Source organism: Bifidobacterium sp. ESL0764 (assembly GCF_029395515.1).
Taxonomy (GTDB): Bacteria; Actinomycetota; Actinomycetes; order Actinomycetales; family Bifidobacteriaceae; genus Bifidobacterium.
On the sequence record NZ_CP113919.1, the window covers coordinates 1,019,320 to 1,042,542 of the forward strand.

Below are 23,223 nucleotides of genomic sequence, written 5' to 3' on the forward strand. Positions count from 1 at the left end.
GGTGACCTATAGACTTGGGGCTATGACACAGAGTTTAGGGCAGCTGGCACCGAGCTGGGACGGCGGCGGCGAGAAACGCAACATCGATGCCGACGAAATCTATGACAGGTTTTTCGAATGGGTGCGCGAGAACAAGGGCATCGACCCGTGGCCGCACCAGGAGGAGGCCGTCATGGACCTTCTGGCCGGCGACCATGTCATCCTGAGCACGCCGACCGGTTCCGGCAAATCGTTGGTGGCGCTGGGCATGCATTTCGCGGCGTTGTGCACCGGAAGGCGTTCCTACTATACCGCGCCGATCAAGGCGCTGGTCAGTGAAAAGTTCTTCGACCTGGTCGAGGCATTCGGCCGTGACAACGTCGGCATGATCACCGGTGACACCAGTATCAATTCCGAGGCGCCGATTATCTGCTGCACCGCCGAGATTCTGGCCAATCAGGCGTTGCGGGAGGGCGTGAACGCCGACATCGGCTGTGTGGCGATGGACGAGTTTCACTATTACGGCGACGCCGAGCGTGGATGGGCCTGGCAGGTACCGCTGCTGACACTTCCCAAGACCCAGTTCCTGCTGATGAGCGCGACGCTTGGCAACGTCGATGCCATTGCCGACAAGCTCGAGGACATGACCCGCAGCGATGTGGACGTGATCGACGACGCGCCGCGTCCGGTGCCACTGAGCTACGAATACACCGACAAACAGTTGGCCGGCACGGTCGAATTGCTGTTCAACCGCGGCGATACCCCCATTTATGTGGTCCATTTTTCGCAGGACGCTGCATTGGAAACCGCTCAGGCGCTTGCCAGCACGGGAGTCTCCAGCAAGGAGCAGCGCAAGGAGATCAGCGAGGCCATCAAGGGCACGCGGTTCACCACGGCGTTCGGCAAGATCCTGCAGCGCCTGCTGCGCACCGGCGTCGGCATCCACCACGCGGGCATGCTGCCGCGCTATCGACGCCTGGTCGAGCAGCTCGCCCAGCAGGGACTGCTGCCGGTGATCTGCGGCACCGATACGCTCGGCGTCGGCATCAACGTGCCGATTCACTCGGTCGTGCTGACGCAATTGACCAAATTCGACGGGTTCAAGATGCGCAAACTGCGTGCCCGCGAATTCCATCAGATCGCCGGACGTGCCGGACGTATGGGATTCGACACGGAGGGCTTGGTGGTGGCGGAGGCCCCGGAGTTCGAGATCGAGAACGCCAGGGCCATCGCCAAGGCCAACGGCGACCCGAAGAAACTCAAGAAGATCAAGCGCAAGAAGCCCCAAGAGGGTTTCGTCACCTGGAACGAGGGGACGTTCGACAAGCTTATCGAGGCGGCTCCGGAAACACTTGTGCCGCATATGAAGATCAGCCATTCCATGGTCCTGAACGAGGTGGCGCAGGGCGGTGACGCACGCGAGCGTATCGACAGGCTCATCGACGATTCCTCGCAGACCCCGGAGCAGAAGGAACATCTGCACCAGCGTGCCGACGAGATTTTCCAGACCATGTTCGATTCGTCCTTCATTGAGGCCGAGGACAACGGCCGTGGTGGTAAGGATTACTTTCTGGCCGTTGATGTGCCGGACAATTTCGCACTCGACCAGCCGCTTTCGCCCTTCCTTCTGGCGGCGCTGGAACTGCTCGATCCTGAATCCGACACCTACGCACTTGATGTCATTTCGATGGTCGAGGCGACGCTGGAGGATCCCAAACAGGTCTTGAAAGCCCAGCAACGGCAGGCGCGTGACAAGGCGATGGCCGAGATGAAGGCCGACGGTCTCGATTACGACGAGCGCATCGATAAGCTGCAGGAGGTTACTTGGCCCAAGCCGCTCGAGGAAATGCTTGACGCCGCCTTCGACGAATACCGCCACGACGTGCCGTGGGCCAACGACTACGAGCTCAGCCCCAAATCCGTGGTGCGCGACATGGTGGAGACGGCCAGCGATTTCACCGGCTACATCTCGCGCTACAACATCGCCCGAAGCGAAGGTACGCTGCTGCGTTACCTTTCCGACGCCTACCGATCGCTGGCGCGCACGGTGCCGGTGGAGAAGCGCAACGACGAGCTGGAGGACATCATCTCCTGGCTGCGCGTGGTCGTGCGTTCCGTGGATTCCAGCCTCGTCGACGAATGGGAGAACGCTGGAGGCGATTCGGCCGCCGATGCTGAAAGCGTGGCGCTCTCAGCAGCCGCACCGGGTGGCAAGCCCGCCGTGGTGGAAGACCGGCGAGGGCTTATCGTCCTCATCCGCAACGCCATGTTCCGTCGTATCCAGCTGATGGACCAGGACCGGCCGGAGGAGCTCGGCGCACTCGACAAGGATTGGGGCTACGGCGTGCACGAATGGGACGATGCCCTCGGACGCTATTACGACGAGCACGAATACGTCGGCATCGACCAGAAGGCACGCAGCGGCGATCTGTTCATCCTGGACGATCGCAACGAGGCCAAGGAACACACTTGGAAGGTGCGCCAGATCATCGACGATTCCGACGGCGAGCACGACTGGGCCATCACCGGTACCGTCGACCTTGATGCCACGCAGGAAAGCGGCGAGGTGGTCTTTCTCGATTATCGCGTCAGCGACGAACTGGTGATGTAAGCCCGTATGGTAAAAGTGTGAAAATTCATCTTATTGACGTTCTTGGTGCAAGCAAGTTGCCGAAAATATGCGGATTGAGCGAGCATTCTTTGTTTTTAGGGCCTCTTGGTGCACCAAGAGACATAACAATTGAAGAATTCGGGTTCTTTTTGCGTTTTTTTGATGTCTTGGTTACGCCAAGATAGCAGAAAACGAACAAATGTTCGAATGCAAGGTATAGGATAAGAATATGACCGAGGATTTGTTCAGTGCCGCCGATGCGCCTGAAGACGTGACCCGTCCGCTTGCCGTGCGGATGCGGCCTGTGTCGCTTGATGAAGTGGTGGGTCAGCAGCAGGTCTTAGGCGACGGTTCGCCGTTGCGTCGGCTTGCCAGCCCGGCATCCAAAGGTTCCTTGACCGCGCCGAGCTCAATCATCCTCTTCGGGCCTCCGGGAGTCGGCAAGACCACGTTGGCCTATATTGTGGCCCAGCAGTCCGGACGCGATTTCGAGGAGCTTTCCGCTGTCACTTCCGGAGTCAAGGATGTGCGCGCGGTCTTGGAGCGTGCACACGAACGGTTGGTGACGCAAGGGCGTGAGACGGTGCTGTTCATCGACGAGGTGCACCGTTTCTCCAAATCCCAGCAGGACGCGCTGCTTCCCAGCGTCGAAAACCGCGATGTCACGTTCATCGGAGCGACTACTGAGAACCCGAGTTTTTCCATCAACAAGCCGTTGCTCAGTCGTTCGGTGGTGGTCAAGCTTGAGTCGCTGGAACCCGACGACTTGAAAACCCTGATTACGCGTGCGCTGGAAAGTGAGCATGGGCTTAAAGGCAAGGTCAAGGCCAGCGATGAGGCGGTAAACGAGATCATTCGTATGGCCGGAGGAGACGGACGCAAGACGCTCACGATCCTCGAAGCGGCCGCGGGTGCGGTCACCGGCGACAAGGAACGCAAGAAAGGCGCTCGCAAGCCGATCATCACCCCTGACGTCGTTTCCTCGGTCATGGATTCGGCGACGGTACGTTACGACAAGGACGGCGACGACCATTACGACGTCGCCTCCGCGTTCATCAAATCGATGCGGGGCAGCGACCCGGATGCTGCATTGCATTATCTGGCCCGTATGCTGCGTGCGGGGGAGGACCCGCGCTTCATCGCGCGTCGTATCATGATCGCCTCGGCCGAAGAAGTCGGCATGGCCGCGCCCCAGATCCTGCAGGTCACCGTCGCCGCAGCGCAGGCCGTCGCCATGGTCGGCATGCCCGAGGCACGGATCATCCTCTCTGAGGCGGTCATCGCCGTAGCCACGGCTCCCAAGTCCAATGCCAGCTACAACGCCATCAATCAGGCGCTCGCCGACGTCGACGCCGGCATGATCGGACAAGTGCCGCTCTGGCTGCGCAACGCCCCGACCAAGCTGATGAAGGACTGGGGCAACAAGGAAGGCTACATATACGCGCACGATGCCCCTGGGGCCGTCGCCACGCAGCAATACATGCCCGATGAACTGGTGGGACGTGAATACTATCATCCCAACAACCGTGGCTACGAGCGCGAGGTGGGGCCGAGGTTGGAAAAGATACGTCAGATTCTGCATGGCGGGGCTGCCAACGACCAAAAAGAATCAGGCGGTGCTTCAGACGGTCGAGACAAATAGCTGGAAACGATTAGAATTATTAAAGGATAAGGCAACAGCCATCATCAAAGGAGTGTCTATGGCAGACGAAACCAACAAGAATGAGAAATTGATCGTCAACTGCATACCGGTTCGTGAAAAGGACAGGCAGCGGTTCATCGAGGCAGCGGGTGACGTACCCATCGAATTCTGCGGTGATTATAAGCATTATGGCGATATGAAAGTGAAGGCGCAGATACCGGAGGGGCTTCGCGGAAAAGCGACGGCGGTGCTCGGTAATTTCGACCCGTCCATTGCCGAGCAATTCACGAACCTCGAATGGTTGCAGACATGGAGTGCGGGCGTCGATGCCTATATCAAGCCAGGTGTGCTGCCTGAAAGTGTGACGATCACCAGCGCTACGGGTGCCTATGGCCAATCTGTGGGCGAACATATGATCGCCATGATGTGGGCGTTGATGAAGAACTTCACCCGGTATGTGTGCGATCAGACGAAACATCAATGGAAGGACGAAGGTACCGTACTCACACCGAACGGCGCGACGGCTCTGGTCATCGGCACCGGCGATATCGGCTCGCATTTTGCACGTCTCGCCAAAGGTGCCGGCATGCGTACGGTCGGTGTGCGGCGCAGTGCCGACAAACCTGTTGAAGGCATCGATGAGATGCATGGTTTCGATGAACTCGATACGTTGTTGCCGCAGGCCGATGTTGTGGCGTTGTCTCTGCCGAGGGCGGCCGATACCCATCATCTGCTTGATGCACGTAGGATTGGCCTGCTGAAAAAGGATGCCATTGTCATCAACGGCGGGCGCGGAGATGCTCTCGACGACGATGCCTTGGCCGAGGCTTTGAGTCGTGGTGCCATCCGTGGTGCCGGTCTGGATGTCTTCGAGACGGAACCGCTGCCGAGCGACCATCCGCTTTGGGATGAACCGCGGTGCCTCATGACCCCGCACGTCGCCGGCGGCAGCCATCTGGCCAGCAACGACGCCCGTATCGTCGACATCGCCGTCGCCAACGTGCGCCGATATGTCAACGGCGAGCCGTTGCAGGACAACGCGCATCGCTAGATACAAGGAATACCGGATGGCCGTGTGGCTATCTACCGGTTTGCATGCTGATAGCTGTGGTTCGACTCCATTGGAGTCGAACCACAATTGCTATCGGGAAGGAGAATTGGTCAGTTTGCCCTGAGGATTTTCCGGCCGTTCCATCGATGCAACATGTATTGAAATATACAAGAATCCGTCATTCCGACGATTCGGAATAACGGATTCTTGGTTGATGCCAACCAAAACAAATTCAGCAGAAGCCGATCACGGGAATGGATGGGCTTTACTTATACGCCTCGTCCAGCTGGGCTTCCATGTCGTCGAAGCGATCGACCTGCGGGTGGAAGATCGGATGTCCGGCGGCGACCACGAGCAGCGGCTTCTCGAGTGTGCGCAGATTGTCGACAGGATTCTCGTCCAACACCAGCAGATCGGCGGACTTGCCGACTTCCAGCGAGCCGGTCTCGTCGCTCAGGCCCAGGATTTCGGCGGTGACCTGCGTGCCGGCGTGGAAGGCTTCGGCCTTGCTGAATCCGGCATAACGGTTGAGCAGATCCATCTCGCGCCACGTACCGTACTGCGGCACGAACGGCATGGCGGTGTCGGTGCCGACGCCGACCTTGATGCCGGCTTCGTGCGCCTGCTTCGCACCGTTGACCATGCCTTCGACCACCGGCACGGAGTTCTCCATCTGGATGTCGGTCATGTTGAGTGTCTCCTGAGAGAGATACTTCATCGGCAGACCGGCGGAAAGCGTCGGCTCCAAGGCGCTCCAGCCCCGCAGCGAGTTCGGGTTGTTCAGGAAGAGCTCCGTGAGCTCGTCGTCCAGCGTGCAACCGTGCTCGATGGTGTCGACGCCGGCCTTCAAGGCCCTGCGAACGCCTTCCTCGCTCTGGGCGTGCGCCGCGACGATGATGTCGTTGGCGTGGGCCGCCTCGCAGATGGCCCGCATCTGCTCTTCGCTCATCTGCGGGGCTCCGGCCTCGCCGAGCACCTGCGAATCGGTGACGCCGCCGGTGGCCGCGATCTTCAACGCATTGACGCCATGGTCGATGCTGTATTCGGCTTCGCTACGCGCTTCTTCCGGGGTGGTGCTCTCCATGGCCACCAGCGGAGCGCCATGGCCGTCGGGAATCGCGAGCATCGGGCCGGCGGCCAAAATGCGCGGTCCGACCATCTTTCCGGCGTTGATACGGTCGCGGATGGCGACGACCTCGTACCCGACATCGCCGACGGTGCGGATGGTGGTGACCCCGGAGTTGAGCAACGTCATGATGTTCGACTTGCTGGTCTCATACATGAAGAGTCTGCCCGGGGCCGAATGCACAAGCTTCGCGGTCTTGCGCTGGCCTTCGGGCGTGCTGTCCTTAGGGTCGAGCGGTCGCCCTTGAGAGAAGGTATGGGTATGGCCATTGATCATGCCGGGGGAGACGACCTTGCCGCTTCCGTCCAGCTTGTGATAGCCCGGAGGCACCACAACGGTCGACGAGGGGCCGATTTCCCGGATCTTGCCGAGACCGTCCACGACGATGGTCGTGTCGCTTAACGTGCGGCCGTCAACGTCGCCGGTGGCTATGGTGGCATGTTCGATGGCGAATGGTTCTATAGCGGTATTGCGTGGTGCGTGCATATCGTCTCCTTGATAAGCAAAACAGTTTGATTGAGGCTCTGTTCCACTCTATCAGGATTTATCACATAACATTGCGAAAGAAAAGAATTTATGACTTCATTTCGTAGACATCACAAACAGATTGCGATGCGCCCCGCTATAACCGCACCACCGAAAGAATTCCGATTTTAAGACTCAGCAATACGGCAAGATACATTGCGCACAGAATAATGAAGATCATGTCTTTTCCGGTTACGCGCATGGCGTGCCAGTGGGTGCGGTGGATGCCTTCCTCGTAGCTGCGCGCATCAAGCGCTAGCGAGAGGTTGTCGGAATGCCGCAGGGCTCCGGCGAAAATTGGGACGATGATGGCCACTATCGCCTTGATTCGTTTGGCAGGCGTTCCTGTTTCGATACTGCCGCCGCGTGCCGTCTGAGCGTCCATGATGTTGCGTGCCTCGTCGGCCAGCGTCGGCAGGAAGCGCAATGCCAGGCTCATCACCAACGCCAGTTCCTGGGTATGCAGGCCGAGGCGTCGCAATGGGGAAAGCAGAGAGCCGAATCCGTCGGTCAGCGCCGTAGGCGTCGTGGTCTGCAAGAGGATGATTCCCAGCAAAATGACCAGCCCGAAACGGCAGGTGTAGAGTATCGCCGCCATCACGCCCTCGTCGGTGATCGGGAAATTGAAGAGAGTTACCAAAGGCCTGCCCGTTCGCACGAAGAGCATATTGATGATGCCCATGACCAGAAGCAATATCAGGAATCCGCGCATGGCACGGAACAGGCGTTTCGGCCCGAGCTTCGCCGCCGCCGCGAGGACGATGACCATCAGCGCGGTCAGCCCAAGCTGCGGCAGGGAGCTGACCATGAACGAGGTGAACATCAGCACGAGGAACACGACCAGTTTGACCCGTGGGTCAAGGCGCGCGATGAGACTTGGACGTTGGCTGGTTTCTGAAGGCGTATTGTCGGTTGTCGGTTTGCCGGCACTCGCCAATTGGGCGGTTTCCTCGCCTGTTCCGCTCTGAGCGGTACCGTCTTGTGCAGTTTCGCCCAGAGTGATGACACGGTCGGCGAGCTGACGCGCCTGACGCGGTGAGTGGGTGATCAGGACTATTGTGACGCCATGCGCGTTGAGCGTGCGTACCAGCGCGTAGATGCGCTCGCTGGCCGTGGCGTCAAGTCCCGCCGTCGGTTCGTCAAGAATCAGAATACGCGGGCCGCAGGCGATGATGCCGGCGATGGCGGCAAGGCGTTGCTGACCGCCGGAAAGCGAGAAGGGGGATCGTTCGGCCAGTTCACTGATCCCCAGCAGATCCAAGGCACGTTCCACGCGTTGATTGACGATCTGCGTCGGCAGACCCTGATTGTTGGGTCCGTATGCGACATCCTGCTTTACGGTTTCGGCGAAGAGCTGGTGCTCGGGTTGCTGCATCACCAGCCCCACGCTGGAACGCAGCGCTTTCTTATCACTTCGTGACATCGAACGCAAATCGATTCCCGCCACGTTGATAGAGCCGCTATCGGGTTTTGATAATGCTGTCATCAGTCTTGTCAGCGTGCTTTTGCCGGTGCCGTTGCGGCCCATGATGGCCACGACCTCGCCCTGCCTGATACACATCGAAAAGTCATGCAACGTGTCGCTGCTGGCCTTCGGATAGCGGAACGACACGTGTTCGAAGCAGATGGCGGGTCCATCGGCACTGGATTCGACGTCGAATGCCGCAGAAGTTTCGTTTTTTCTGTTTTGGTTTGCGGCGTTGCCGGTCCGTACGTGTTCGAGTTCCTCGGTTGTGTCTGTGCCAGCGTTGGCCGAAGCGCTTCCGTCATTTTCGTTTTTCCCGGTTTTGGCGTCGATCGGGTTTTCCGAATTTGCTGCGATGATCAGACCGTCGGGTTTCAGCATTCCCGTGTCGTCTGCATTGGTCACCGAAAGCTTCAATGTGGCCTCTATCTGCGAGAGCCTGACCAGCCTCCCGTTTTCGAGACTGAGGATCCGATCCGCCGCCTTCAGCTCTTCGGGTCGGTGCGTGACATGGACGATGGTGGTCCCGGTTTTCTGGAGATTGTCGAGCACGCGCAGCACATCCTGTTGGGCTTCCAGGTCAAGCATCGCCGTCGGTTCGTCAAGTACGATCATCTTAGGGTTCATTGCCAGTATCCCCGCAATGGCGATGCGTTGCTGCTGGCCGCCGCTCATGCGCGAGGGATCGTCGAGCAGGGAATCGTGCATGTCGACCGCGTTGAGGGACTCGGTGACCCTTGCCGTGATCTCGTCGGGTTCAAGAGCCAGGTTTTCCGGTCCGAACGCCACATCGTCGCCCACGACGGTGGTGATGATCTGATCGGCCGGATTCTGGAAGACCGCGCCGATGTCTTTGCGTGCCTTGCGATAGAGATCGCTGTGCGGGGTACCGGAAGAAAACACGTCGTAGCCGAGCAAGGTCACGCAGCCGTCATCGGGCGCGGCAAGCCCTGCAATCAGGCGGGAGAGCGTGGATTTGCCCGATCCGTTCGGGCCGACCAGACAGATGCGTTCGCCGGTGCGGATATCAAGGTCGATGCCGTTCAGCGCCCACGACTTGCCGCCGTCGTAGCTGAAACGGATGCCGTTCAGCCGGGCTGCAAAGCCATTGGTGTCGTTTGCTTGGGTCGCTTTCGTTTTCCCGGTCCTTTGAACGCGATTCGCAGGCTGATTCTTGTTGCCGGTTTTATTATCGATATCGTGGGCTGTAGAATACGCCGAAACCGAGCCCTCGCGCTCAGAAGACACATAGGGCTCGGTATCAGCGTCAGTATTGTCGACCGTAGTCATTTCTGCGAAATCCCTAACGGTTCAACAGGTTGGAAATCGGCTTGTATATGGCGAAGGTGACCACGCCGTGGATGGCGAACTTGATCAGGTTGAACGGCAGCAGAATCGGCACGACCATCGCCAGCACCTGCGCGGTGGTCATATGTGCGTAGATCGGCGTGATGATGATATTGCCGCCGATGGCCGCGATCAGACCGAAGACCACGCCGACCAGGATGCCGACCAACGCACCGACACGGGTGCGCATGCGCTTGTAGACCATGGCCGCCGGAACGCTCAGGAACACGGAGACCGCGATGGACATGATGGCGCCCCACGGGTTCATGAACAGGTGGGGGATCCAGCTCAGGACGCTGACGATGAACGCCGCCATCGGACCGAACGCGAAGCCCGCGACCAGGCAGATGATGCCGGAAAGGTCGTATTTCAGCCACGGCACGCCGGGCATGATGGGGAATTCGATGAAGGAGGCCGCCATCGCCAGAGCCACGAACAGCGCGTAGATCGCGATGCGTTGCGTCGACCAGCGGCCCTTGTCGGCCACACCGGTGGAATGAGATGATTGCGTCTTGTCCCGCTGATAAGGATCGGACGGATTTTGGGTACCAGAAATATTGCTCATGATGAGCCTCGTTTCTTTCATCCGGACTGTCACCGTTGGCCTCGGATTCTCACCGGATCGACCGCTTTCGCGGCTCGCGGGCTTCGGCAATGCTGTCGTTTTGAAATCGACAGTGCCGTTACCGCCAATAAGGAATTTCACCTTCCCTGAAACTTGCATTTCTATCTATACCCGTATGCATACCCAAAAGTCAAACGTTTTTGCGCACATTGATGAATTACACACGCGTGCTGTATGCATCGTGACAATGCCCGGGGTTCTTTCCGGTCTTGTTGCCGCCATCGTGTGGGGGTGCAAGAATAGGGGATATGACTGAAAACAACAACACTGTGGATATTGATGGTGCCGAAGGCAGGGAAGGCGCCTCTTCAGAGCAATCTCCGATTGAGAAACTGGCCATCGTCGTGGTGACATACAAGAGGCAGAAGCTTTTGGCGCGGCTGTTCGATTCCATCAAGGCGCTGAACGCCGCCCCTTGGCGTGTGGTCGTCGTCGACAACGAACACAGCGACGATACCAAAGTGATGGTGCAGCGGTTTTCCGATGCGGTCAATGCCCAGTGGGGCAAGACCGAGCCGGATGAAAGCGGCAACACCCAACGTGTGGTCTATGCGCCGCAGAAAGGCAATATCGGGGGGTCCGGCGGCTTTTCCAACGGTGTGAAAAAGGCTTACGAGCTGGGAGCCGAATGGTTCTGGGTGATGGACGACGACGTGGCCGTGCTCCCGAACGCCATCGGGCAACTGGCCAAGTGGACGCCTCGCCACGACGTGATTCAGGGTTCGCGTCTGGATTACGACGGCGGCGATTTCTATTGGCAGTACGATTTCATCGTCCCGCTCGGCATCCCCAATCCCATCGCGCCCGCTGCGTTCGGCCCTTCCGGCTATCGCACGATGGATACGATGTGCTTCGAAGGCGGCCTGTTCCGTCGCAATATCGTGGAAAAGATCGGCCTGCCGGACCCGCGCTTCTTCATCTACTGGGACGACACGATCTACGGCTATCTGGCCAGCAAGGTGACCGATCCGATCGTGGTCAACGACAAGATCATCCAGCGTACGCGCGATATCGGCAACTGGGACATCGCCGGCGTCCGCCAGCTCAACTCGACCTCCGACATGAACCGCTACCACATCATGCGCAACCGCGGCTACATGGCCCGCTACTTCATGGCTCATGGCGACTATCGACCGGCATTGTTCGCTCTGGGTACGCTGCTGACCGCACTCAAAGAGGTCATCCGTCTTGTGGCCGTCGACCGCGAGCATATCAGGACCGGCCTCAAAGCCATTGCCAAAGGTTGGGTCGATTCGCGCAAGCTTTTGCATGACCCCAATTGGCAGCCGATGCCGCCGCTGAAATAACGATACGGGGAAGGTTATGCGTCTGCATATTCAATTTAGGTGCTGATACAAGCGTATTGGCCATCGAGTGCGGTACAATGTCAACGATTATTTTTTCCAACCTGTTACAAGAGGGGTTAGCGATGATTGAGACAGCACAGGCCTTTGGCGTTGATATCGGTGGTTCTGGTATCAAGGCGGCCCCGGTGGATTTGGAAAAGGGTGAGTTCGCTCTGCCACGCCTGAAGATCCTCACCCCTGAGGTTTCCACCCCGGATGCTGTCGCCGCCATCGTTCGTCAGGAACTCGAGCATTTTGAAGTTCCGGCAGGGGCTCCGGTCGGCATCGCATTCCCCGCACCGATCAAGCCCGGCAAGCCGCTTGATTTCATGGCCAATCTCGACAAGTCATGGATCGGCCTGGACGTCACCGAAGTCTTCTCCAAGGCTTGTGGGCGTCCGGTCACCGTGGTCAACGATGCGGATGCCGCCGGACTCGCCGAACAGCAGTACGGTGCGGCCAAGGGTGAAGACGGGTTGGTCATCGCCACCACTCTCGGCACCGGTATCGGAACCGCGCTCATCTATAATGGCGTGCTGCTGCCGAACACGGAGCTTGGACATATCCAGCTGGAGAAGGGCAAGGGCGACGCCGAGAAGTACGCGGCATCCTCTGTGCGCGACAAGAAGAGCCTCGGCTACAAGAAGTGGGCCAAGCGCCTGACCAAGTATTACGGTCTGCTTGAGAAATACTTCAGCCCCGACCTCTTCGTGGTCGGCGGCGGGGTGAGCCGAATGGCCGACAAGTTCCTGCCCTATATCGACATCAAGACCCCGATTGTGCAGGCCAAGCTGCGCAACGAGGCGGGCATTGTGGGCGCCGCGTATTATGCGACGACCAAGCTTGTCTGATCGTTGGTTTTGGAAGTTCCGTTCGGTGGTTGCCGGGCGGAACTTTTGTTTTGGCTGAATATCCTGAAGTAGAATCGTCTCTGGTGGCTGCAGCCAGATCTTTCGATCATTGACAGGCAAAGATGTGGTCGAGGATTGATGCGGAATTGCGACATTGAAATTATTGGATGTGAATGGAGATCATGCGTTTTTCGTCAAGGGTCGGTTCGACCAAGCTCAATCCCATCGCCAAAGCTGAAGCCGAGGCAAGAAGCCGAGGAATCACACTCGATACCGTTAACGATTCCAATCCGACGAAGCATGGTCTTGCCCCCGCGGAAGTGCCAGGCGTTTATACCGCCGAGTCCCGCGGGCCGTTGGCGGCGCGGAAGGAACTCGCTCAATTCCTTACCAAGAGAAATCTCGAGGAAGCTCCAGAAGAACAAGATTCATCCGAATCTGTCAGCCCTGATGATCTCTATCTTTTGAGCTCCACATCCGAGGCCTATACGTGGCTGTTCAAGCTGATGTGCGATCCGGGAGATATCGTGCTCGGCCCCAAACCGGGCTATCCGCTGATCGAATCCATCGGCGGGCTGGAAAACGTGGATACGCTGGAATACCAGCTGCAATTCGACGGGTCGTGGTTCATTGACGTGGCTTGGCTGCGCGAGCTTCTGGAAAGTCCGAAAGGCAAAAACGTACAGGCCATCGTCCTGATCAATCCGAACAACCCGACCGGCTCCTACGTCAAGCCGGACGAACGTGAAGCACTTCTCCGGCTCTGCAGCGAGCACGATGTCGCCATCATCGCCGACGAGGTGTTCTTCGACTATGACATGGAACCGTTTGAAGGCAACCGGCGGCTGGCGGGGGAGCAGGGTGCGCTCACGTTCGCTCTGGATGGCTTTTCGAAACTTTTGGCTGCCCCGCACGCCAAAGTCGGATGGATTCAAGTCAGCGGTCCAAAGGATCTGGTTGCCGAGGCGCAACGCAGGCTCGATATCATCGCCGACGATTACCTGCCGTTCAGCGACATCATTTCAGATCGAATGCCGGAACTGCTTGCTGCGGTTCCCGGACAACTTGATCGTGTGCAAAAGCGCACTCGGGACAATCTCACGCGTCTGCACACCATGCTGGACGAGGACGAATCCGGCTTGGTCTCCGTCCTGCGCGCGGAAGGCGGCTGGAACGTATTGCTGCGCTTCCCCTCGGTCATCGACGAGAACGCGCTGGTGCTGCGTCTGATCCGTGATTTTCACCTGACCGGTCAACCCGGCTATTACTTCGATATGACCGAAAACGGTTATCTGGCCGTATCTCTGCTGCCTGAGCCGGAGGTCTTCGAACGCAATATCAAGGCTGTTCTGCAAGCGGTCCTGCTCGAGCTCGACGTCGTTTGAGATTGTGGTAAGCCAGGACGTTTCCGGAAAGCGGAATCCTCTGAGTCCGTTGCTTACGCGACGATGAACCACGAAGCCACGGCTTGGAAGAGCGCAGGATTCGTACGGGTCAGGGCGTCCTCACGACCGGGGACGAAGACGGTGAGCAACGCTATCGCAATGCTTGCCAGAGTAAGCAGAAGCATGACAAGGCGCAGGGCTACTAAGCCCCAATCGATTCCCGGCCTGAGGGTCTCGGACATAGTCAGTTGCCGGAATCGGAGACCTGATCTTACCAACCGATGATATGAATTCTGTTGTGGTAACGGTGCGGCCTTTTCGTCATCTCTTGGATTGGAATGTGGCTGCGGCATGGTCTTTTCCTTGTTCCGGCAAGGTCTTGCATCGCCGAGAATGGCTCCGACCACCACGATTGCGGACATCGCCACCAGCCAGCCGAAATCGACCATGTAACGCCAGCCGATACCGCCTTTGACGATGTCGACGAACAGCAGCAGCAAAGCCAGCGGCAAGGCGGCAACAACCAGGCGGAGCAGGCCGCTGTGGCGGATACGTTTCCTCACTCTGGGCACCAGCGGCAAGACGATGATTGCAAGTGCCGGGCACAGTGTGAAAAGTCCGCCCACCACTGGTTCCGCGTAGCTCCATGACGTCACCGGTGTGGGGTTGACGGCAATGAACGGGAAGTCATGCGTAAAACGCAGCGGCAGGAACAGGTAATAGCCGAGCGTAGGCAGCAGGTTGGCGGGGGAGTTGCGGTAATGGGTCATGTCGGCGACGGTGATCTGGTAACGTTCCCCGAAATTGAAGGGAGAACCGAATCGGATCGCATTGTACATGCACAATGGCACCACCACGACCAATGCCGGAAGCAATATCGAAACCAGTACGCCGATCGTCGTTTTGTGTTTCCGCGCTTTTCCTGCGGTCGCAGACCTGGTGCATATCGCACGAATCTGTGGCCAGAATATGGGGAAGGCCAACAGCGCGACCAAGGCAAACGTAGGACGGCAGCCAAAATTGGCCGCCATGCACAATGATCCTGCGGCCAGGTGTGGCCACGACAGGGCCGACGCCCGCTCAATGGTCAATGTATGACAGTGAGGCAGTGTCGAACCGTACCAGAACCATAATCCCATCGTGCTCAGGGCGAGGGAAGCGGCAAACGGAACCGAATAGAAATTCATGCGAAATGCCAGATAACCGACCTGTGAACCAAGCAGGAAAAGGGTGATGGCCATCGAGACCGTGGCCACTGAAGTCCGGGGATTCAGCAATTTGAGCAGCCGGATAACCAGCAGGGAGCCGAAGAGCACGAAGACAAAGAGCAGAAACGCCACAGCCGCGCCCGAAGGGAGCATGGAACCGCCCGGAACGAAGAGTGAGGTCGCCAGACGGTAGGGGGCAAAAATCAACAGAGCCGGCAACACGCCGAAATACGAATACCAACGGCCCTGATAAAACGAGTAATCCCAGTAAATCGGCGAGACTCCTTTTTGCAGTACGGCCTCACGGGCTTGTGGATCATAAGGATTTGCCATGTCTTTCAAGGCTTGCGGCACGTTGAGGTCCAATGATGCGCGGCCGTGAAGCAAGGCATCCGCCATGTGGCCATACTGGTTGAAATCATAGGTGTAATTGCCGGGCTCTTGGAAGTTCGCTGAGTTTGCCGTCCAGATCGATCGCACAATCGAAAATACGGCAAGCGCTGCGATGACCGACATGAAACCGGCGAAGGCAAGTCGTTGCCGCACGCTTGAGGTGTCCAGACGCCATCGCCACAGGGTCGAAGAGGGCATCCACAACGCAATCAGCGCGACGATGCCGGCCATGGCCGCGACGCGCCCCCAACTGGCGTGGAACGGAACGCGCACGTTGGCATGAACGGCGGCGATATCGACCCGGGTCCCAGCAGGTTCGTCGACCCACACCTTGATATCCGTGGCTCGGGATGAGGCTTTGAAGTCAGGGACGCGAAGATAGCGAGAGTTGGAGATGAGTGTGGAAACGGAACGGACACGGGAGGAATGTCCGGCGGCGTCCACTCGAAGACGGAAAGCCGTCGACGGAGCCTTCGATGTTGCCTTCGTCGCGTTTTCCGTGTTTTGGCTGGCGTCCGCAAATCCCAGAACCTCAGATGGCGTGGTGAAACGGAATGTCGATTCGGCAGGATCGACGCGGATATACGGTGAACTTCCATCGCTCTGGGTTGTTAGGAACGCCGTGGTCGGGTCGGTGACCAGGAGCGTGCCGTCTTTCTGCCGGGACAGGCCAGGGCCGAGCGCATTGAGCGCCGAAACGGAATCGCGGCTTGCGCCCAGCGTGCTCCAGAACTGCAAGTTGAATGCGAAACACTCGAGCAGAAGTATGATCGCGGCCGCGAGAAGCGCGAATATGGCGGTCTTGTGGTGGCTGGCAAAGCTGTTCGAAGAAGTGTTCACACGTTTATTCTATAAGCTTTATGTCTGGCTGAATTGAAAGAATTGACGATATGTCCAATTTCACACAGCATTTGCATGATTTCGCCTCTTCTTCGCGTTTCGGTAGGCTCGTAGAAGGAGCCAGAGATATTGCGCATCGTGTGAATACGGTGGTTGGCAGCGGTGTTTCGCGCCACGATGTCGGCGGGGCTTCACCGGCTTCTTCATTTCATTCGAAAGCCGGCAACACGACCAACGCCATGATGCAGGGACTTTTCGACCGTGCCGTTGCGTTGGGACCGATGGTGAAGCGGCATGTTTTCGAGGATTTCCCGGATGTGCCTGACGGACTCTCGCTGGGTTGGGCGCAATTGCCGCAGCTTGACGGGCGTTTTTTCGCTCTGGGAGTCTTTCTTGCCTCGAATGAATTCTGTCAGGTCGCTTTGGTCGACGGCAAAGGCCGGGTGTTTTTGGGTGGAGACCCGCAAATGGACACCCACGATGTCGAGCCTGCGCTCGTTTTCGGCAAGGAAGGTGATTTTTCGCTTTCCAATGACAGCAGGATGCGAGGCGGCCAGAGCGGCAAACCATCCTCGAGGCGAGCAGCCGTCCGCCATACCGGTTTTGAGACGATGTCGGCGAATGATGTAGATCGGACTGCCAAAGCCCACGGCATCGACGTGGTGCAGGGCGGTATCGTCGGCCGTGATATGTTCGGCCAGATGGCCTGGCTCGCCTCCTGGCTTAAGCGAGGCAACCGCTATACGTTGGAACAGATGCGGTATCGTCTTCCGGAAAGCCTGCGCCTCGATCTGGAATACAGGGACGCGATGGCCGTTGCCTTTTTTGCCACGTACATGCTTCCGCAGTTGGACGGCCGGCTTATCGGTTTCGGCGCCGGCAACATCTTCCGCAGGCTCAACCGGGAAGCGCCGCTCGGCGCGATTCGCCGCAGCGTGCGTGACAGTCTGGAGGCCAGGACGCATGGGTTGCGCGTCTCCGGCCTCGAGGACTATTTCGCCGATCTGATGCGTGAATCCGGGGCCTTGAAGCCGTCTGCGGGGCTTGAGGCCGTACATGGTGCCGAACCGTTGCATCTTTATACTTCCAGCTATTCCGGCGCCTACTTCTTTACATGGGATGATTCGCTCAACTTGGCGCCGGCTCTTGAGGCGCTGAACATCGAAGGCAATCTCAACCGTTTTTCCGCGGTCAGCGTTTGGCTTGAACACAATGCGCATACCGGGGCATCGCCCATCGAAGATACGGTCACGCGCGCGCAGGCTGCTCAGATCGACCATGCGTTACTCGCTAATCCCGCTCTGATGGCGTTGAAGCCTTTGCCTAGTCAGGGTGTCGAACTGCGCGAGCCGAGTTCAGCCTCGTTGACCCGAATGATCGGGATAGCAGGTCAGACCGCAGACCGTATTGCAGCCGATATCGCAAGCACCGACGCTGCCGGCCACGGCGTTTCCTCCGCAAGGACTTCCGCTTCTGCCGGCCGTGGCGAATGGGTCTATCGCCAGGCGCTTTCCACGTTGCTGCGTGAGATCAGGGTGCCGTATCGTTTCGACACCGAATTCCGTTCAAATCTGGAACTCGGCAATGTGGCCGTTTCTTTCACCACGGCCGGACGCACCATGATGCCGGCCAGCAGGTATGACACGCAACGTCATGCCTGGGTGGCGTTGAGCGACAACGAGCGTACAGCGATGAGCGAACGCTACAATCTGCGGGTCGGTCTGCTGATCGCCGCCCTTTGCTTCGGCGTTGATGAGCGCATCCGGAATGTCTCCATCCGCATCGATTCGATGGGATTGCAAGAGGCGGTCGAACAGCAGGACTCGGCGATTTCCAAACTCATGGCTCAGGCTTTGGGTGCATTCGAACGTATGCCAAGCGGGGATGTGAGACGTGGTGGTTCGAAGGCCGATCCCAAGGACGGCGATATCCACGGCGATCCGTCCCAGGCCGGTGCGGTTGCGGCCGGTCACGAGTCCATGCCCTTCGCCTCCGCATCCTCCCAAGCCACAGACGACGATAGTATGAACAAGTCTTCAGATTCTCAACGTGATTCCGAAGGACAAGAACGTCCGAATTCGAACGGCGATAGTCGGGAAACGAACCCGGATAGCGCGAGCAAGTCCACAGAGTTTTCTGATTTTGCTCACAATCCGGGAAACAACAATGAGACGAGTGAGAACGACAGCACGAGCCACGATATCGCCGGACAGGACAGGGACAAGTCCAAGGACTCCGATTCCTCCACTCCTCGACATGTCGACGGTAACGCCAACGATGATGAAGCTCATGGCGACGAATCACATGGCGACGAACAGATTGATGCCGAATTTGCCGATCTGATGAAAGGAATCGACCTTGACAGCATTGCGATGTCGGTGCCGCAAGGTGATCAGCACGCCGATGACATAGCAGATGACACCGATAGTGCTGAGGGAGACGGTGGCAATGATCCGTTGGCGGTATTGCGCAGCGGCCCGACCGTGCACAATATGGCAACCGTGACCTTCACACGTGAGGAATTCATGCGTGCGATCGCTTCCGACGGGCTAGAGCATCCTATCGAGACTTTCCGCCGGTTCGGTGCCTCGCTCAATATTGACGGTGCCATCCCGCGCAACGCCAATCCGCAATTCACTTTGCGAGACAAGCGGTTCTCTCCTTTGGGAAGCCAGGAGGAGCCGGAACTCGCCGATGTGAAGATCGACGGGGAGGCCAGCCGTGTGCTCGGCACAGACAACATCACCGGGCTTTCCATCCAACGCGCCGACCTGCTGCAGCGTGCGGTGAGCGATTTCCATAGGATCGCCGAAGATGCCGGCCTTCCCAGTGTTGCCAAGGCACAACAGGCGATGGCCGTGGTACAAGCCAATGGTGACCCGGAACTTGGAAAGCTCGCACCAAGCGTGAGCAGCGCCCTGATCGACGGGGTGGACACACCGGATCTTGATTTCCGTGTGGCCAAAGATCTGGATGCCGAACGCGTGAAGGCACGTGATCTGCTGTTCTCCGGTCAGGTCGAACAGGCCGTCGCAAGCCTTGAAGAGGCCGTCGAGAACGTGGATGCGCTGTATGCGCCAACCGGTGCCCCCCGTTATTTCAACTCCTACGCAGAACGCGTGGTCTATAACCGTCTTTTCGCCACCAGCGATGAAACCACCGTGCTCATTCCCGACAACCTTTTTTATGCCCATATGGAACTGGCCGACGTCCTGGCCCAACTGCAGGGTGCAAAAGCCGCACTGCCGCACTTGAACGCCATGGTCTCCTACGCCCCGGCCTATCCGCTTTCACACATGCGCCTTGCGGTGCAGCTGGCGCGCGAAGAGGATTGGAATTCCGCCCGGGCCGCCTGCCTCAACGCGTTGCGCGTTTCGCTCGACCGTGACGATGCGGCGTACGCATACTATCGTCTGGCCTATGCGGAATGGATGCTCGGCGATTTCGACGTGGCCGCCGCCTGCTACATCATGTCGGAGCATATCTCACCCGGCAAAATCGCCTCGCTCGACGGTGAGCTTCAGGAATTGCTGGCACGCGCGCAATCGCAGTGCATTCTGGTGCCGGTTTCCTTCGAAGCCGCGCAACAGGTGCTTGCCTCCCACGACCTGCCGGTGTGGCCGCATACCGAAGTCGGCGGCATCGTCCGCGATGCGGCTCGCGTCTGCGTCGACAAGGCGTTGTTCGTACCCGCCCGCACCCTCTCGGTGGCTGCGGCGAGGATGGACGACAGCGCCGACGACGGCATGGACATGGCCCAGGCGCAGTTCCTGCGTTCGCTTAATGCATAGTCCGATCCAAGTCCTCGTGTTTTTCGCCCGCCTTTCCCGACTTCCCCGTACAATCGGACAGTGAGTGCTTGCGGCAGATATCGTCATGTTTTTCGTTGCCGTATGCGGATTGGATAGGTGAGATGGCCAGGTCGACGAAACCCGAAACGGGACAAGGCAACACGAAGGCAACGCCGCAGGGTGACCAGCTGGCCTGGGATTTCGGAAGCGGAGAGCCCAAAGTCACCGAGAATGCCGGTGCCGCGCAATACGCACCGGGTTCGTTGCCATGGATCGCCGCGTTGCAGCATACCGATGCCGATGCCGCCAGACTTGAGAGGCTTGATGTTTCCAAACTCACCAGCGAGGCCGCCTCACGGCTTTGGGCGCGGGTGGCCGCATGGGTCGAAAGCGACCAGATAGCCTATTACATCGATTCCGATCCTGTTTCCTCCGATGCAGCCTACGATACTTTTCTGCGCTGCCTGCAGGCGCTCGAAGCCGATTTTCCGGCGTTGGACAATCCGCAATCGCCGACGCATCGCGTTGGGGGCACCTTCTCGAACGAATTTCCTGATGTCGAGCTTCCCTCGAAGATGCTCAGCCTGGACGATGTCTTCTCCATCGCCGAGCTTAAGGAATGGTATGAGGGCGTGCTGAAGGCCCTCGAATGGCCGGAAGGCAAGCCGCTGCCGATGACCTGCGAGGTCAAGATCGACGGTCTCGCGCTCGACCTGCTCTACCGTGACGGCGTGCTCGAGCAGGGGCTGACCCGTGGCGACGGCACCACCGGCGAAGACATCACCACCAACGTGCGTACCATCGCCTCGATTCCACAGAACCTCAAAGGCAGCGCCCAGGATATTCCTCGTTTCGTGGAGATTCGTGGCGAGGTGTTTATGCGATGGGACGATTTTCGTGATCTGAACAAATTGAACGAAGACGAAGGCAAGGCGCCGTTTGCGAACCCTCGCAACGCGGCTGCCGGCTCGTTGCGCCAGAAGGACCCGAGAATCACCGCGAGCCGGCACCTGAGCTTCTACGCGCATGGTCTTGGACTGCTGCAGTGGGCACCCGGTAGTGTCAATGTTGGGCACGACGCCGTCAACGATCAATCAGAGGCCTACGATCTCTATCAGAAATGGGGGATTCCGGTCTCTCCGCACAATCGTGAGATCACGAGTTTCGATCAGATTCTTGACATGATCGATTATTACGGCGAACATCGCGGCGACATCGAACATGCGCTCGACGGCATCGTGGTGAAGGTCGACGATCTGGCGTTGCAGCGCAGGCTTGGCGCCACCTCGCGCGCCCCGCGTTGGGCCATCGCCTACAAATACCCGCCCGAGGAGGTCAACACCAAGCTGCTCGACATCGTCGTTCAGGTCGGGCGCACCGGGCGCGTGACGCCAGTGGCGGTGCTGCAACCGGTGTATGTCGCCGGTTCGACCGTGGCCGCAGCGACGCTGCACAACCCTTCCGAGGTGCATCACAAGAACGTGATGATCGGCGACACCGTCGTGGTGCGCAAGGCGGGCGACGTCATTCCCGAGATCGTCGGCCCCGTGCTCGAGCGGCGAAAGGGGCATGAGGACGAACTGCATGAGTTCGTCATGCCGGAATACTGCCCGTCCTGCGGAGCCAAACTGGCCCCGGCCAAGGAGGGCGACAAAGACATCCGCTGCCCGAATGTCGAAAGCTGCCCGGCGCAGTTCACCCAGCGGGTGATGAACCTGGCCAGCCGCAAGGCGCTGGACATCGAACATCTGGGCGAGCAAAGCGCCATCGCTCTGACCAATCCCGAGGAGAACAGGCCGGAGAGCGTGGCGACCTACGCGCCGGATCTGCGCGATATCGAGGTCGGGCCGGGTGAGGAGCCGGAGCCGTATGAGCCTGCTGCCGGACTGCGGTTGCCGGCCAAGCAGCAGCCGGTGCTCACCAGCGAAGCGGGGGTGTTTACTCTTACTGCCAATGATTTGAGAAATGTCCAGGTCTGGCGTGAATCCGCCATCATCGAGGTCAGCGAGCATATCGACGAACAAGGTCGCAAGCACAGGCGGCGCAAGAACCGTGGCGGCTCTGGGTTGTGGCATCGGGTTCCCGCGTTCTGGACGGCGCCGATCGACGCCAAGAAGGCGAAGTCCTCATCTGTAAAAGCAACCGATGGGAGCCGGGCTTCCGCTGAAGGTGCCGAAGCGGCTGCCATGCAGATGGAGTCTTCGACGCGTACTGGTGATGTTCACAACGCTGCCGCACAGCCGGAAGGCCAAGTTTCGCAACAAACTCTGGCAGGATCTCAGTCGTCTTCACGTGAATATCCGGGCTATGACGTTCCCGCTGATGCTGTGGTTGTCGGTTCGAAGCGTCGCAAGACCAGAAGCGGCACGAGTGTGCAGCCGGTCTATGTTCGTCCCGGCGAAAACACCAAGAAAATGCTTGAGGAAATCGGCAAGGCGAAGCAGGCCGATCTCTGGCGCGTGTTGGTGGCGCTTTCCATCCGCCGTCTAGGCCCGCCGACCGCGCGTCTGATCGCCAACCGTTTCGGCTCGCTGGAGGCCATAGCCGACGCGAGCGTGGAGGATCTGGTGGCCATTGACGGCATCGGCGAGGAGATCGCGGAATCGGTGGTCACATGGTTCTCCAACGCCCGCAAACCGGGGGACTGGCGTGGCAGGATTCTCGAAGCGTGGAAGGCCGCCGGTGTCGGTCAAAGCGTCGAGGAGAACACGTTGGAGCAGACGCTCGCCGGCAAGACCGTCGTCGTCACCGGCTCGCTGGAAGGCTACAGTCGCGAATCCGCCAAGGAAGCCATCGTAGAGCGTGGTGGGAAGGCTGCCGGCTCGGTGAGCAAGAAAACCGACTATGTGGTCGTCGGCGCGAATGCCGGCTCCAAGGAAGCCAAAGCCGAGGAACTAGGTGTTCCCATGCTCGACGAGGCACAGTTCAAATCCCTGCTTGAAACCGGAGAGCCCGGAGACAAGAGCTGAGCAGTGACTGCCGTCATCGTCGGTAATCCAATGGCCGCAGAGAGTTCGCGCTATTGATATTACGTAATA

12 protein-coding genes and 1 riboswitch are annotated in these 23,223 nt (G+C 58.8%); of the genes, 8 read left to right on the plus strand and 4 right to left on the minus strand.

The genetic code is table 11. The features are described from left to right. The first annotated feature begins 22 nt into the window (after window positions 1-22). The 3 genes from OZX71_RS03695 (at window position 23) to OZX71_RS03705 (ending at window position 5,283) form a co-directional block, all read left to right on the plus strand. Window positions 23-2,590, plus strand: a complete 2,568-nt coding sequence (locus tag OZX71_RS03695) for a DEAD/DEAH box helicase (protein WP_277160543.1) — start codon at window positions 23-25, stop codon at window positions 2,588-2,590. Between the two features lie 229 nt (window positions 2,591-2,819). After that, window positions 2,820-4,232 (plus strand): replication-associated recombination protein A, encoded by a 1,413-nt coding sequence (locus OZX71_RS03700; protein WP_277160544.1) that lies wholly within the window; start codon window positions 2,820-2,822, stop codon window positions 4,230-4,232. A 58-nt stretch (window positions 4,233-4,290) separates the two neighbouring features. Further along, window positions 4,291-5,283, plus strand: a complete 993-nt coding sequence (locus OZX71_RS03705; RefSeq protein WP_277146956.1) for a D-2-hydroxyacid dehydrogenase — start codon at window positions 4,291-4,293, stop codon at window positions 5,281-5,283. A 265-nt stretch (window positions 5,284-5,548) separates the two neighbouring features. On the opposite strand, the gene OZX71_RS03710 is transcribed toward OZX71_RS03705, so the two are convergent. The 3 genes from OZX71_RS03710 to OZX71_RS03720 all read right to left on the minus strand — a co-directional run bounded on the left by OZX71_RS03710 (window position 5,549) and on the right by OZX71_RS03720 (window position 10,332). After that, window positions 5,549-6,895, minus strand: coding sequence for an amidohydrolase family protein (locus tag OZX71_RS03710; protein ID WP_277160545.1), 1,347 nt, complete (start codon window positions 6,893-6,895; stop codon window positions 5,549-5,551). 136 nt (window positions 6,896-7,031) lie between these two features. Next, a complete protein-coding gene (locus OZX71_RS03715; protein ID WP_277160546.1) occupies window positions 7,032-9,689 on the minus strand; it encodes an energy-coupling factor transporter ATPase in 2,658 nt (885 codons plus the stop codon). Window positions 9,690-9,702: 13 nt separating this feature from the next. After that, a complete protein-coding gene (locus tag OZX71_RS03720) occupies window positions 9,703-10,332 on the minus strand; it encodes an ECF transporter S component (RefSeq protein ID WP_277146951.1) in 630 nt (209 codons plus the stop codon). Beyond that, window positions 10,317-10,469: riboswitch (FMN riboswitch) on the minus strand. (Overlaps the previous gene by 16 nt.) Window positions 10,470-10,610: 141 nt before the next feature. Between OZX71_RS03720 and OZX71_RS03725 the strand changes: the two genes are divergently transcribed. The 3 genes from OZX71_RS03725 to OZX71_RS03735 all read left to right on the plus strand — a co-directional run bounded on the left by OZX71_RS03725 (window position 10,611) and on the right by OZX71_RS03735 (window position 13,953). Further along, on the plus strand, window positions 10,611-11,678 hold the full coding sequence (locus OZX71_RS03725; RefSeq protein WP_277160646.1) for a glycosyltransferase family 2 protein: 1,068 nt from the start codon (window positions 10,611-10,613) through the stop codon (window positions 11,676-11,678). A 122-nt stretch (window positions 11,679-11,800) separates the two neighbouring features. Next, entirely contained in the window at window positions 11,801-12,568 is a 768-nt protein-coding gene (gene ppgK, locus OZX71_RS03730; RefSeq protein ID WP_277146947.1) for a polyphosphate--glucose phosphotransferase, read from the plus strand. A 182-nt stretch (window positions 12,569-12,750) separates the two neighbouring features. Then, the gene (locus OZX71_RS03735; RefSeq protein WP_277160547.1) at window positions 12,751-13,953 is read left to right on the plus strand and encodes a pyridoxal phosphate-dependent aminotransferase; all 1,203 of its coding nucleotides are present in this window, start codon (window positions 12,751-12,753) and stop codon (window positions 13,951-13,953) included. 53 nt (window positions 13,954-14,006) lie between these two features. On the opposite strand, the gene OZX71_RS03740 is transcribed toward OZX71_RS03735, so the two are convergent. Then, window positions 14,007-16,394 (minus strand): hypothetical protein, encoded by a 2,388-nt coding sequence (locus OZX71_RS03740; protein WP_277160548.1) that lies wholly within the window; start codon window positions 16,392-16,394, stop codon window positions 14,007-14,009. Between the two features lie 50 nt (window positions 16,395-16,444). Between OZX71_RS03740 and OZX71_RS03745 the strand changes: the two genes are divergently transcribed. Next, complete coding sequence (locus OZX71_RS03745; protein WP_277160549.1) at window positions 16,445-20,185, plus strand: tetratricopeptide repeat protein; 3,741 nt, start codon at window positions 16,445-16,447, stop codon at window positions 20,183-20,185. 122 nt (window positions 20,186-20,307) lie between these two features. Continuing rightward, a complete protein-coding gene (gene ligA, locus OZX71_RS03750) occupies window positions 20,308-23,154 on the plus strand; it encodes an NAD-dependent DNA ligase LigA (RefSeq protein WP_277160550.1) in 2,847 nt (948 codons plus the stop codon). Window positions 23,155-23,223 lie beyond the last annotated feature (69 nt).

Coding starts and splice junctions, on each gene's coding strand:
- OZX71_RS03695 (WP_277160543.1), top strand. CDS start 23: ATGACACAGAGTTTAGGGCAGCTGGCACCGAGCTGGGACGGCGGCGGC.
- OZX71_RS03700 (WP_277160544.1), top strand. CDS start 2,820: ATGACCGAGGATTTGTTCAGTGCCGCCGATGCGCCTGAAGACGTGACC.
- OZX71_RS03705 (WP_277146956.1), top strand. CDS start 4,291: ATGGCAGACGAAACCAACAAGAATGAGAAATTGATCGTCAACTGCATA.
- OZX71_RS03710 (WP_277160545.1), bottom strand. CDS start 6,895: ATGCACGCACCACGCAATACCGCTATAGAACCATTCGCCATCGAACAT.
- OZX71_RS03715 (WP_277160546.1), bottom strand. CDS start 9,689: ATGACTACGGTCGACAATACTGACGCTGATACCGAGCCCTATGTGTCT.
- OZX71_RS03720 (WP_277146951.1), bottom strand. CDS start 10,332: ATGAAAGAAACGAGGCTCATCATGAGCAATATTTCTGGTACCCAAAAT.
- ppgK (WP_277146947.1), top strand. CDS start 11,801: ATGATTGAGACAGCACAGGCCTTTGGCGTTGATATCGGTGGTTCTGGT.
- OZX71_RS03735 (WP_277160547.1), top strand. CDS start 12,751: ATGCGTTTTTCGTCAAGGGTCGGTTCGACCAAGCTCAATCCCATCGCC.
- OZX71_RS03745 (WP_277160549.1), top strand. CDS start 16,445: ATGTCCAATTTCACACAGCATTTGCATGATTTCGCCTCTTCTTCGCGT.
- ligA (WP_277160550.1), top strand. CDS start 20,308: ATGGCCAGGTCGACGAAACCCGAAACGGGACAAGGCAACACGAAGGCA.